10 protein-coding genes are annotated in these 12,312 nt (G+C 61.2%); 5 read left to right on the top strand and 5 right to left on the bottom strand.

The window, feature by feature from the left end; all coding sequences use genetic code 11:
- Window positions 1-12 precede the first annotated feature (12 nt).
- Window positions 13-1,278 (top strand): DNA polymerase IV, encoded by a 1,266-nt coding sequence (gene dinB / locus CHU94_RS10490; protein ID WP_094479582.1) that lies wholly within the window; start codon window positions 13-15, stop codon window positions 1,276-1,278.
- 28 nt (window positions 1,279-1,306) lie between these two features.
- Here the strand turns inward: dinB and CHU94_RS10485 are convergent, their stop codons facing one another.
- The 4 genes from CHU94_RS10485 to CHU94_RS10470 form a co-directional block, all read right to left on the bottom strand.
- Complete coding sequence (locus tag CHU94_RS10485; RefSeq protein ID WP_094479580.1) at window positions 1,307-3,823, bottom strand: ATP-binding protein; 2,517 nt, start codon at window positions 3,821-3,823, stop codon at window positions 1,307-1,309.
- Window positions 3,824-3,838: 15 nt separating this feature from the next.
- Window positions 3,839-4,678: an ABC transporter substrate-binding protein gene (locus CHU94_RS10480; protein WP_255033917.1), complete on the bottom strand. Its 840-nt coding sequence runs from the start codon at window positions 4,676-4,678 to the stop codon at window positions 3,839-3,841.
- Window position 4,679: 1 nt separating this feature from the next.
- Window positions 4,680-5,384 carry an HD-GYP domain-containing protein gene (locus CHU94_RS10475; RefSeq protein ID WP_255033965.1) on the bottom strand — a complete coding sequence of 235 codons (705 nt, stop codon included), beginning with the start codon at window positions 5,382-5,384 and terminating at the stop codon, window positions 4,680-4,682.
- 68 nt (window positions 5,385-5,452) lie between these two features.
- Window positions 5,453-5,818, bottom strand: a complete 366-nt coding sequence (locus tag CHU94_RS10470; RefSeq protein WP_094479578.1) for a response regulator transcription factor — start codon at window positions 5,816-5,818, stop codon at window positions 5,453-5,455.
- 120 nt (window positions 5,819-5,938) lie between these two features.
- Between CHU94_RS10470 and CHU94_RS10465 the strand changes: the two genes are divergently transcribed.
- Together CHU94_RS10465 and CHU94_RS10460 are read left to right on the top strand one after the other, a co-directional pair.
- On the top strand, window positions 5,939-6,607 hold the full coding sequence (locus tag CHU94_RS10465) for a response regulator (RefSeq protein WP_094479577.1): 669 nt from the start codon (window positions 5,939-5,941) through the stop codon (window positions 6,605-6,607).
- Complete coding sequence (locus CHU94_RS10460) at window positions 6,604-7,353, top strand: response regulator (protein WP_094479575.1); 750 nt, start codon at window positions 6,604-6,606, stop codon at window positions 7,351-7,353. The genes CHU94_RS10465 and CHU94_RS10460 overlap by 4 nt, the downstream gene beginning before the upstream one ends.
- A 4-nt stretch (window positions 7,354-7,357) precedes the next feature.
- Here the strand turns inward: CHU94_RS10460 and CHU94_RS10455 are convergent, their stop codons facing one another.
- Entirely contained in the window at window positions 7,358-7,813 is a 456-nt protein-coding gene (locus CHU94_RS10455; protein ID WP_255033916.1) for a DUF1569 domain-containing protein, read from the bottom strand.
- Window positions 7,814-8,084: 271 nt separating this feature from the next.
- Here CHU94_RS10455 and CHU94_RS10450 point away from each other — a divergent pair, with 271 nt between their 5' ends.
- Entirely contained in the window at window positions 8,085-9,644 is a 1,560-nt protein-coding gene (locus tag CHU94_RS10450) for a PAS domain-containing methyl-accepting chemotaxis protein (protein ID WP_094479573.1), read from the top strand.
- Between the two features lie 31 nt (window positions 9,645-9,675).
- Window positions 9,676-12,291: an EAL domain-containing protein gene (locus CHU94_RS10445; RefSeq protein WP_094479571.1), complete on the top strand. Its 2,616-nt coding sequence runs from the start codon at window positions 9,676-9,678 to the stop codon at window positions 12,289-12,291.
- Window positions 12,292-12,312 lie beyond the last annotated feature (21 nt).

Genomic DNA, 12,312 nt, shown 5'->3' with positions numbered 1-12,312 from the left:
TCCTTGCGCCTCATGAGTGCCGCCCCCCCCGCGATACGCCGCATCGCCCACCTGGACATGGACGCTTTTTACGCGTCGGTGGAGCTGTTGCGCTACCCGCAGCTCAAGGGGCTGCCGGTGGTGATTGGTGGCGGACGCCGCGCCCTGGATGATGCGCTGCGCGCGCGGTACGCCAAGCTGCCACTGCACGAGATTCCAGTGACCGCGTTTCCCCTGCTCAAGGACTACACGGGGCGCGGTGTCATCACCACGGCCACCTACGCAGCGCGCCAGTTTGGTGTGGGATCTGCGATGGGCATGATGAAGGCGGCCAAGTTGTGCCCGCAGGCGATATTGCTGCCGGTGGACTTTGCCCAGTACCGCCATTATTCGCAGCGCTTCAAGGCCATCATTACCGACATTGCGCCTCTGATGGAGAACCGGGGCGTGGACGAGGTGTACATCGACTTCACCGACGTGCCCGGCGGCCAGCGCGAAGGTGGCCGGGTGCTCGCGCGTTTGATCCAAAAGGCAATTTTTGACGACACGGGCCTGACCTGCTCGGTGGGCGTAGCCCCGAACAAGCTGCTGGCCAAGATGGCCAGCGAGTTCAACAAGCCCAATGGCATCGCCATCGTGTATGAGTCAGATGTGGAGACCTCGATCTGGCCACTGGCCTGCCGCAAGATCAATGGCATCGGCCCGAAAGCGGATGCCAAGCTCAAGGGCCATGGCATTGAGACGATTGGCCAGCTGGCGGCCAAAGACCTGCAGTGGCTGATGGACACTTTTGGCCAGCGGACCGGAGCCTGGATGTTTGATGCGGCGCGCGGACGCGACGACCGCCCCATCGTGCTGGAAAGCGAACCGGTGAGCATCAGCCGCGAAACCTCGTTCGAGCGCGACCTGCACGCCGTGCGCGACAAGGCTGAGCTGGGCGCCATCTTCACGCGCCTGTGCGAACAGCTGGCCGACGACCTGCAGCGCAAGGGCTATGTGGGCAAGACAGTGGGCATCAAACTCAAGTACGAAGACTTCACGGCGGTGACGCGGGACATCACCATCGCACACCACATTGCCGATTCCAAAGAAATACGGCGGGTGGCGGGTCTGTGCCTCAAGCGTGCGCCGCTGCACAAGCGACTGCGCCTGCTGGGTGTGCGCATGGGCACTTTGCTAAGCGCAGAAGACGCCCAGGCCCTCAATTTCAAACAAAATTGGCCTCCAGGCCATATGAATACTGCGCAAGCAGCTATCGATTCAGGAGCAAATGACCCACTGACGGGACAGCTCTTCTGATGCGCACACGCCCGAATACAGGGCGCGCTCAATAGATCGAATGGAAATCTGTCTCGCGCTGGGCGCTGCGGCGTGCAGGCAGGTAAATGCGGAACACAGCGCCGCCGTCCGGCGCGTTCTCTGCGGTAATACGGCCGCCGTGGGCGTCCATGATGGTTTTGCAAATCGCCAAGCCCAGGCCGGTGCCACCGGAGCCATCCTGGGTGCGGCTGGACTGGACAAAGGCTTCAAAAATGCGGTCCAGCTCTGCGGGGGGAATGCCCGCACCATGGTCCCGCACGCTGACGCAGATGCGGTCCTCCCCCGTCAGGTAGGCGCTGAGTGCAATACCGGTCTGCGCTGGCGCAAACTTGATGGCATTGGCCAGCACATTGCGCACTACCTGGGCAAATCGCACGGGGTCCACCTTGGCAATCAGGGGCACAGGTCCGAGTTGCATGTCAACAGCCAGGCTCTTGGCATGGATTTGCGGCGTGAGCTCCTGCAACACGGGTCCGATCAGTCCGCGAATGTCCGTGCGCTCCAAATTGACGGCGCCCAAGGTGCTAGCGATTTTGGAGACGTCCAGCAAATCGTTGACCAGAGCCAGCATGCGGGCACCGGCAGCGTGGATGTCGGTGAACATGCCCATCAGCCGGGGCTGATCCTTGCCACGCATCATGCCGAGTTCGGAGAACCCCAAAATGGATTGCAAAGGTGTGCGCAGTTCGTGGCTGATATTGGCAATGAAATCGGACTTGGTGCGCGACGATTCTTCGGCAGCATGCCGTGCCGCATCCTTGGCACGCTCGGCGGCACGGAATTCACTCACATCCATCAGGGTGCTGAGCAAGCCGCCGTTGGCATGTTGCTCATCGCCCGGCAAAACCACCTTGGTGATGATGACCTCCCGCAGGCTGCCATCACGGTGCCGGAGTGCAGACTCGTAACGCAGGCTGCCCCCGGAACGCCAGACCTCGGCATCTTTCGCTGCGTGTAATGCGGCATCGGCGGCGGCCATGAACGCACTGGCCGTCTGCCCAATCACCCGGCTGCGCAGCATGCCGGTGAAATCCTCCCACGCCCGGTTGACCGACACATAGCGGCCATAGCGGTCGAAGGTGGCCACTGGCAAGGGGCTGATTTCCAGCAAGAAGGCCACAAAGTCAAGCTGGTGCTGCAAGGCACTCTCGGCAGCCAGGCGTTCGGTCACATCCACTGCGCTGCCCGCAAAACCAATGATGTCTTCCCCCTCCCACAGGGGCACAACGGCGATATCAAAGCGGTGCAGGCTGCCATCGCTGGCACGCATGCTGGCAGTTTTCGTGCGCACGGCCGCCGTGTTGTCGAGCGCAAACAACTGTGCCACCCCTGCGCGGTCGGCCTCACAGACCCACTCCGTCAAAGCGTGGTTTTGTGCCTGCGCAACGCTGTGGCCCGTCACTGCCATCCAGCGCTCATTCACATAGGTCAACACTCCCTCAGGGTCGGTGCGGAACAGCAACTCTTGCACGCTCTTCACCAGCACATGCAGATCGTGTTCCTTGCGCACCACTTCCGCGCGCGCATTCTCCAGGGCCACCAGTCCCCGTTCCCGGGCGCGCAGGCTGCGGCGTATCCCCACTGTCGTGAGCACCAGGAACAACACACAGACTACAGCCGCGGTGATGAACCAACGCACGGATGTCAGCCAATGCTCACGCGTGAGCGCCAAAGGCTGCTCCACAACGACCACCAGAGGCCGGGTTTTGGACAGCCGGAATGACACCACCTGGGTACCGGGCGAAGCGCCATCACCTTCGTAAGTGAAATGCTCGCGGGAGGGCAAAAACTTGCGAAACACCGGATGGTCCGCAAACACGGCGCCCGGGTTGGCCGCACGCGGGCCACTGCTGACCAATACCACCCCCTGGTAGTTCAAAAGGTAGACACTACCGTGCTGGTCGCCCAAGGTGAGCAGTTGGAAGCTCGACAAGAAATCAGGATTGATCAGCGCAACCAGAAGCAGGGGCTTGCCATCGGCATTGCGCAGCCCCCGACTGAACGGAATGAATCCGATGTTGGTGGCAGCCGATGGGGCTGCACTACCCAAGGCGCTGAGCCCCCGGCCGTGCTGGAAGACACCCAGCACGTCCCGCCCCGGCGCAGGTGTGGGCCCCATGCGTTCCAAGGGTACTGCCATGCCCACATCACTGGCAGCAGTACTGGCCAGCACGTGGCCCGTGCCATCGAGCAAATGCAGGCTGCGCACAAACGGCAGCGCCGCCAAGGCCTGTGCCAGCAACGGGTCCGCCCGGTGGGCCTGTGCCATGTCCGCTGCATGCAGCTGACTGCCCACATAGGCCAGAACCAGCGACGCTGTCTCCACAGTACGGGTCGCGTGGTCATCAATCACGCGCGCTTCCAACTCGCTGCGGGCCCGGTCGGACTCCAACACCTCCTGGTACTCATACCAGCCCAACCACACCACCGCAGCCACAACCGCCAAGGACAGCACCAGCCCCAATGCCGTCGCCAGCGCTGCAAAGCGCCGCAGCGTGTGGGCAGAAAAATCAGGCTGCTGCATGCGGGATGTCACATCTCAATCGTTCACCACAATGGGCAATAGGCCGTGACGCGTGGCAGCCGCACGCAGACGCCCATCTTTTTTAATACGCGCCACAAAACCGTCGACCACGGCCAGCCAGGCGTCATCGCCCGGCTTGACGGCATAGCCGTAGGGCAAGACCGAGAACGGCATCGGCGGCTCAATCAGCTTGGCCCAGTCTGCATTGCTGAGCAAGCGGCGGCTGTAGGGAAAATCGGTCATGAAGACATCGATACGCCCTGCCTCCAGTTCGCGTTCGCGGGTCTGGGGTGGCTTGATGACCACCATCTGGGCCTGCGTCAGCTTGGCCTTCATCACCGGCTCCATGAAGGTGCCACCTTGCACGCCCACCAGCACGCCGGGCTGGTCGATGTCCGACCATTGCCGCACGGTACGGTTGCTCTTGGTGCTGATGGCGTAAATGTCACTCTGCATGTAGGGACGCGAAAACTTGAGATGCTGCAGGCGCTGGGCCAGCATGCCCACGGCAAACATGGCGACATCGCAGCGCTCCGCCGTCACATCGTCCACCAATGTGGCGAATGACGAATCCACATACTGCACCTTAGCCTTGAGGTCTTTTCCCAGCTCGGCCGACAAATCAATGTCCACACCTTCGAGCTGCTGGGTGTTGGGGTTGCGGTGGCTCACGCCAAAGTAGTCCGGCCAAATACAAACGCGCACGGTATCCGTAGCTTTAACGCGCTCCAGCACGCCTGCCGCAGTGACAGGTCCCGCTACAAGCCACCCAATGCACAGCGCACAGGCCCAGCCGAGCACTTTGCTGGGCATTGCGTGGGTGGCATGTGCGGCATTTCCAAATATCTTCATCATCTCAGAAACCTCCCTTTACCAAATCCGAATAACTCAAATGGCTGGCATTGATGCGCTCCCGCAGCGCATTGAGTTCTGCGGCGTTTGCCATGAATGTATCCACAATCTCCGGGTCGAAAGCCTTGCCACGCTGAGCATGCAGCATGGACAAAGCCACTTCGACCGACATGGCCGGGCGGTACACGCGGTCCATGGTCAAGGCATCGAAAAAGTCCACCACTGCCACTATGCGACCCGACAGGGGAATGGCCTGCCCGGCAAGCTGGGAGGGATAGCCGCCGCCATCCCAACGCTCATGGTGCGACAAAGCCAGCTCGGCCGCCAACTGAAACAAGGGAATACGCGATCGCCCCAGAATTTCAGCGCCCATGCGGGAGTGTTCATTCATGATGGCACGCTCTTCGGGGTCAAACGCACCGGGCTTTTTGAGTACGCGGTCCGGAATCCCAATCTTGCCAATGTCGTGCATGGGCGCCGCTTTGCGCAGCATGGCGGCTTTGGCGGGGGACTCCCCGATCAGCAGGGCCAGCGCTTCTGACAAGAAGCCAATTCGGATGATGTGCACACCCGTGTCGTCATCTTTCAGGTCAGCTGCCAAAGACAGACGGAAAAGCGCTTCATGGTGCGCATGGGCCACCTCATTGAGCGCATCGTTGCGCTCGCGGTACATGCGCCCAAAATCCCCGATCAGGCGCTCCATTTGCATCGAGGCCTCTGGCGAAAAACTGTTACCCCCGCCAGGCTCCGGCGGCAGCTCCGTGGCCTGCTCCGTTGTCATGCGGCCTCCCACTGCGCATTGATGGTTTCTATCAGTGCCAGCGGGCTGAAGGGCTTGACCAGATAGGCATCCGCACCGGCTTGCATGCCGGCTTCCAAGTCTTCACTGCGTCCGCGGGCTGACAGCAGGACCACCCGGGGGGGGGTGTATTGGAGCTTGATCATGGAACACACGTCCAGGCCACTGAGTCCGCCGGGCATCATCACATCCAGCAATAGCAAGTCCGGCTCAAATTCTTGGGCCATGGCCAGCGCAGAGTCGCCATCCTCGGCCTCACGAATGTCGTAATTGTCGAACTCCAAGGTCATTCGAATCAATCGCCGAATGTCTGCGTGGTCTTCCACGATCAATATCTTTTTCATAAGCCATCTCCGCACGCAGGGCGGCCTCGGTTGGTTGCCATCAGCGCATGAATCATATCTATCATTTCAATCAAATGCAATCATTTTTCTTCAAGTTGATGTTTTTGATAGACTTAATTGATGCAATCAGACAAGAATCCGCCTCAGAAGGTCGCCGCAGACGCCACTGTCACCACGCTGGAGGCTGCACGCCTGCTGGGGCTGGCGGTGCGCTCGGTCCAGCTGATGGTGGACCGGGGCGAACTGGAGGCATGGAAGACACCGGGCGGACACCGGCGCATCTCCCGTACCTCTGTAGAACGCTGGCGCCAGGGCGAACGGGCAGGCACAGCCTCACAGTCCCCTGCCGCCGCCCTTGCGGACCACCGAAGCGCCCCGCCCCCAAGAACCGCGCGCAACGTCCCCAGGGTGTTGTTGATCGAAGATTCGGCCCATTTCCAGAACCTGATCAAACTGCTGATGGGTCAACAGTTCCCAGAAGTCGAACTGCTGACCGCCAGCGATGGCATTGCCGGTCTGGCCATGGTCGGTCAGTACCAACCCGACGTTCTGATGGTGGACATCCTGCTGCCCGGCATTGACGGTGCAGCATTGATTACCCGCCTGCGTGCGATGCCCCAGTTTCAGGCCATGCAAATCATCGTGGTGACCTCATTGGATGCCTCGCAGCGGGCTCCCTACGCCTTGGCCTTGCACGATATTGCAGTGGTGCACAAGCCGCAGCTTGTAGTTGAACTGCCTGCCCTGCTCGGCGCCTGCCTGGGCAAGCGGGTGCTGCCATCACCATGACCTCCGCAGCGGCCCGCATTCTGCTGGTCGACGACGACCCGGCCTTGCGACGTTTTGTGCACATGGCCCTGGAAGACATGCCGCTGGAGCTGATTGCCTGTGACCGGGTTAACTCTGCGGTGCAGGTGCTGCAAGAAGGTGCCGTTCAGGTCATCATCACCGACCTCATGATGCCGGGTGAAAGCGGGTTGGGCTTGCTGCAACGCCTGAAGGAGCAACCTGCCTTGCGCGGCCCCGCCCGCGTGGTGGTGCTCAGCGCTGGGCTGACTCCCACCAGGCGCGAGGAATTGGTACACATGGAAGTGTGGTGCCTCTTGGACAAGCCAGTATCTGTCGTGCAATTGGTGGATTGCATCAACGAAGCACTTGCGCCGGCCGCACCCAAGCCACCAGCCAATGCCGCACCGGAACCTCTACCGGCAAACGCAGCCCGCGCGCATGCGCAGGCCTCCATTGAGGAATATTTCGGGGGCAATGGCGAGTTGTACCGGGCGTACCGGGCTACCTGCCTGGCCCAATTTGCGCACGATGTCCACAACGGGGACACAGCGGCAGCCACGCGTGACCTCGTGTCTCTGCGCCACCTGGCCCACAACGCCAAATCGGTGTTGCGAATGCTGGGCTACCCAACACAGAGTGCGCAAGCTTTGGCTCTGGAAGAAGACTGTGCTGCGGGGCGCACCCCAGAGTCACTTGCAGGCTGGGACACGCTGCGCTCAGCCCTGCAGGCGATCGGCAAGCCCTGAGGCTTCACACCACAGTAATTTCGTCCTGGTGATTGGCGATGTGCAAGGTGTGCGCCAGCGCAAAGTCGGCACGGCTCAGGGCGCCGTAAGCGAAGTGCGGGCGTAGTGGCCCCGCATACGCCTGAAAGCGCTGCACTGCATTGCGCAAGCGCGCAATCCCCGGTTTGAAGTCGTCACTCTGCGGCAAAACAGGCGCGCCGGGAATCGGTTCGGTCAAGCCATGCGACATCTTGCCGCGCAGTCGAAAAACAGCAAACGCTGCACTGCCCAACGTGGCTTGGAACAGTGCACTTTTGGGCTCCGGGAAACCGTCCATACTCATGTCCACACTTTGTGCCATGTGTTCCAGAACCGCCGACATCTTCCAGACCGTGTTGCTCTGCACTTGGCTGGCGCGGTCCAGTTTGTCGAGCCAATGCATGACGTCGTCCAGCGACTGGACTTTGGGTGTATCGGCCATGGCGGCTCCTGTGGTGAAAGCGAGGGGGCTCAGAAGAAAGTAGCGGCGTTGCATGCTGAAAATCATACTGGTACTACGAGCCTCACGGGAGCATCTACAACCAACAAGCTGGGTAGGCCCCGTTTTTCTGTGCGGGAAACAAGTTTGACGGCCGTCAATTAAGTAACACTCCCAATGTCACCCGAGTTGACTTCTAGCCCCTACTTGTTGCTAAATGTTTTTGCGGTTGATCTAGAACAGTTTTCCAAAATTCTTTGGGGGAGAAGAGCTGATGCGCACCAACCTACCTGTGACCCAACGGGAGTACGAGTACCCTGCCGACCACATGTTGGTGTCCATGACAGACACCAAAGGCATCATTACCCACTGCAACCATGCCTTTGTGGAAACCAGCGGCTTTACTTACGACGAGCTCATAGGGCAACCCCACAATTTGGTGCGCCATCCTGACATGCCCCCCGAGGCCTACAAGGACATGTGGCAAACCATAGGCCATGGCAAGCCCTGGACCGCATTGGTGAAAAACCGCCGTAAAAACGGTGACCACTACTGGGTTCAAGCCAACGTCACCCCGATCTTGGAGAACGGCAAGCCCAAGGGCTACATGTCGGTCCGCATCAAGCCCAGCCGCCAGGACGTGCAGGCTGCCGAGGCACTCTATGCCCAAATGCGCGCCGACAGCCAGGCTGGCAAAAGCCCCATTTACCTTCGCGCAGGCGAAGTACGCTACCGTGGCCCGCGCGGCTGGCTGGGCGCCCTCACCCGCATCACCTTGACAGCACGCTTGGGCCTGGCCCTGCTGGGCATGACGCTATTGGCCATGGTGCCGCAGTTCTTTGGCATGCAGGGGTGGGAGGCGGTGGCTGCACAGCTGGTTTCCCTGTTGATTGGGGCAGGCTGTGTGCTGGCTTGGTTTCAGTTGCGTTTTGCCGCAGCCATTGGTGCAGCAGAGAGCTTTGCCGACGACCTGGCCGGCTGCAACCTCACCACCTCGGTGGAGGGGCAGTATCCGCCGCCGCTGGGCACCATGATCCGTGCGCTGCGACAGATTCAGATCAATTTGCGCGCCGTCGTGGGCGATGTGCGCGGAGAGATTGCCATTTTTACGCGTTCTGCAGCGGAGATTGCGGAGGGCGGCATGGACTTGTCAGCCCGCACGGAAGCCCAGGCCAGCAGCCTGGAAGAAACTGCTGCCTCGATGGAGGAGTTGTCCAGCACGGTCAAACAAACGGCGGACACCGCTGCCCGCGTCAGCAGCCAGAGTGCCAGAAGCACCGAGGTCGCGACGCAGGGTGGCAATGCGGTACACCAAGTGAGCCAGGCCATGCAGGCGATTGACGCATCGTCCGGAAAGATGCGCGACATCATTGGTGTGATTGAGGGTATCGCCTTCCAAACCAACATCCTGGCCCTCAATGCCGCGGTCGAGGCGGCCCGCGCGGGTGAACAGGGCCGCGGTTTTGCCGTGGTGGCCACTGAAGTGCGGGCCCTGGCCCAGCGCAGTGCCGTGGCAGCCAAAGAGATTCGTGAGCTGATTGCGCAGTCGTCGGAGCAAATTTCGTCGGGCTATCACCAGATGACGGGTGCTGGCCGCACCATTGATGAAGTGGTCCAATCGGTGAAGGAGGTGGGTGACCTGATCCAGCTGATTGGAAGTGCGACCAAGGAGCAGGCCATTGGCATTGCACAGGTCAATGAGGCGGTGACGCAACTGGATACTGTGACGCAGCAAAACGCTGCGCTGGTGGAAGAGTCAGCTGCGTCTGCCGCAGGCCTGAACGCGAGTGCCGCCACCTTGGCGCGTTCGGTGCAGGTGTTCAAGCTGCCTTGACCTTTGGGTCAACACCGCACCTGTGTTGACCATGGCGGGTTCTCCCCTTCGCGTTCTGCCGCCCGCTGATCTGCAGCGCCTGCTGGACGCTGTTCCGGTGCCCTTGTTTGTGAAGAACGCACAGGGAGAAGTGCTGTTTTTGAACCAGGCATGGCGAAACACATTGGCTTTGGGCGATACGCCCTTGGCACCCCACGCCGAAGCAGCGTTCTTTACCCCTGCACAGATGGCGCATTTCGCTGCGCAAGACCGTACCGCCTTCACCCAAGGCCACGCCATCAGCAACGAGGACCTGGTGTGGCGGGCCGACGCCGTGCACCGCCGCATGCACACCACGCTGGCCCCGATTTTCGATGCAACGGGCGCACCGCAATACCTCGTGGGGACGACCCAGGACATCACGGAGCAAAGGCACCTGGAGCAGCAAGCCCGCTCCGAACGCAAGCTGCTGGAAATGCTGGCCAGCCAGGCTAAGCTGAGCGACATCATGCACAGCTTCATCCGGGACTTTGAGGCGACTTTCCCAGACGTTCAGTGCTCCGTGCTCCTGCTGGATGATGATGGGCTGCACCTGCGCCATGGCGCTGCGCCCAGCTTGCCGGCTGCGTACTGCGCGGCTCTGGACGGTGCCGCCATCGGCCCGAATGTCGGCTCCTGTGGCACGGCCGCATACACCGGCCGGGACGTGCTGGTAGCCGACATAGCCAACAATCCCCTGTGGGAGCACTACCGCGACCTGGCACTGGGATACGGGCTCAGGGCCTGCTGGTCCATTCCCATCCGGTCCTCGCAAGGCCAAACGCTGGGCACGTTTGGGAATTACTACCGTCACGTGCGTTCGCCGTCGGAGGCTGAACTGGGGGCCATTCAACGCAGTGCGTACCTGCTGGGACTGGCTATCGAGCGCGACCGTCATGCACAGAAACTGGAAGCCCATCGGCGAGCCCTGGAAGACGGTGGGCGCTACCGCCAAGCCATTCTGGACAGCATGGTGGACGGCCTGCTGACGATAGACCCGCAAGGTCAGATCCTGACGCACAACAATGCCGCGGCTGCCATGCTGGGCCTGTCTGCCCTGTCGACACCGCATGGCCACTTGTCCGATTGGCTGGCCAGTGCCACTGACATTCCGACACTGCTGGCCGAGATAGACGCACAAGAGGCTGGCGGAAAAACATTGGAGGCGCGGGCCCGCCGCCCCGGTGGCCCCAGTTTTCCGGTCAGCCTGTCGTTCTCGAAAATACCGAATGCATCGCAACAGAGTTATGTGGTGTTGCTGCGCGACATCACCCAACAACGCCAGGACGAAGAGGAAATCCGGCGCCTGGCCTTTTATGACCCCCTGACAGGTCTGCCCAACCGCCGGCTGCTGCTGGATCGGGTACGCCACGCCATGACCAGTGCTGCGCGGCTACAGCAGCATGGAGCCCTGATGTTCTTGGACTTGGACCACTTCAAGCTGCTCAATGACACGCTGGGCCACGATGTGGGTGACGAGCTGCTGCAGCAGGTGGCCGCGCGTCTGCGCAGTTGCGTGCGCGAGAGCGACAGCGTAGCCCGTCTCGGCGGTGATGAGTTTGTGGTGCTGCTGGAGGGTTTGCCACCCTTGGCCAGCGAAGCCGCAACCCAGGCCGAAGCGGTGGCGCACAAGATCCTGGATACGCTCTCGCAACCCTACAACTTGCGCCAGCACAGCTACAGCAGCACCCCCAGCATTGGCATAGTGGTTTTTATGCAAGACGTGGAAGGCATGGACGAATTGCTGAAGAAGGCCGACGTGGCCATGTACCAGGCCAAGGCCGCGGGGCGCAACACGGCGCGCTTTTTTGATCCCGTCATGCAAGCCGCCGTGGCCACCCACGCCGAATTGGCCAAGGAAATCCGGCGGGGCCTACAGCGGCATGAGTTTGTGCTGCATTACCAAGTGCAGGTCGACCAACAGGGCCACAGCTTGGGGGCAGAAGCCCTGGTACGCTGGCAGCATCCCACCCGCGGCTTGGTGGCGCCAGGACAGTTCATTGGTCTGGCGGAGGAAACCGGCATGATTTTGCCGCTGGGCCAGTGGGTCCTGGAAACAGCCTGCGTCCAGCTGCACGCCTGGAGCCAGCAGCCCGCTACGGCCCACTGGACATTGGCGGTGAATGTGAGTGCGTCACAGCTGGCACAAGCAGATTTCATCGACAACGTCGGCCAGGCTTTGCGCCAATCCGGCGCACCGGCAGCACAACTCAAGCTCGAAATCACCGAGAGCATGCTGGTTAATGACATGGAGGACCTCATCCACAAGATGGTGTCCATTCAGGCACTGGGCGTTGGATTTTCATTGGACGACTTTGGCACCGGCTACTCCTCGCTGTCCTACCTCAAACGCCTGCCCTTGTCGCAGCTCAAGATCGACCAGTCATTTGTGCGCGACGTGCTGACCGACCCCAGCGACGCGGTGATTGCCCGCACCGTGGTCGCCCTGGGCCACAGCCTGGGCCTGCAAGTCATTGCCGAGGGCGTGGAGTCTGCTGCTCAGCGGGACGCTCTGGCCGGGATGGGTTGCGACGCCTTTCAGGGCTATTTTTTGGGCCGCCCGGAATCTGCGCAAGACTTGGCGGCGCGCGCACTGCCAGACCCGCTAGACTTGGCGCCAGGAAGATAAACGCGCTGCATCCGCGCCACA

The sequence above is a fragment of the Rhodoferax sp. TH121 genome (genome assembly GCF_002251855.1).
Lineage (GTDB): Bacteria > Pseudomonadota > Gammaproteobacteria > Burkholderiales > Burkholderiaceae_C > Allorhodoferax.
This window is presented reverse-complemented; position numbering and strand designations above follow the sequence as displayed.

Bases quoted from the DNA above. Each gene is read 5' to 3' on its own strand.
- CHU94_RS10470 (WP_094479578.1), bottom strand. From the start codon at position 5,818: ATGAAAAAGATATTGATCGTGGAAGACCACGCAGACATTCGGCGATTG.
- CHU94_RS10445 (WP_094479571.1), top strand. From the start codon at position 9,676: ATGGCGGGTTCTCCCCTTCGCGTTCTGCCGCCCGCTGATCTGCAGCGC.
- CHU94_RS10475 (WP_255033965.1), bottom strand. From the start codon at position 5,384: ATGCAAATGGAGCGCCTGATCGGGGATTTTGGGCGCATGTACCGCGAG.
- CHU94_RS10465 (WP_094479577.1), top strand. From the start codon at position 5,939: ATGCAATCAGACAAGAATCCGCCTCAGAAGGTCGCCGCAGACGCCACT.
- CHU94_RS10485 (WP_094479580.1), bottom strand. From the start codon at position 3,823: ATGCAGCAGCCTGATTTTTCTGCCCACACGCTGCGGCGCTTTGCAGCG.
- CHU94_RS10480 (WP_255033917.1), bottom strand. From the start codon at position 4,678: ATGATGAAGATATTTGGAAATGCCGCACATGCCACCCACGCAATGCCC.
- CHU94_RS10460 (WP_094479575.1), top strand. From the start codon at position 6,604: ATGACCTCCGCAGCGGCCCGCATTCTGCTGGTCGACGACGACCCGGCC.
- dinB (WP_094479582.1), top strand. From the start codon at position 13: ATGAGTGCCGCCCCCCCCGCGATACGCCGCATCGCCCACCTGGACATG.
- CHU94_RS10455 (WP_255033916.1), bottom strand. From the start codon at position 7,813: ATGGCCGATACACCCAAAGTCCAGTCGCTGGACGACGTCATGCATTGG.
- CHU94_RS10450 (WP_094479573.1), top strand. From the start codon at position 8,085: ATGCGCACCAACCTACCTGTGACCCAACGGGAGTACGAGTACCCTGCC.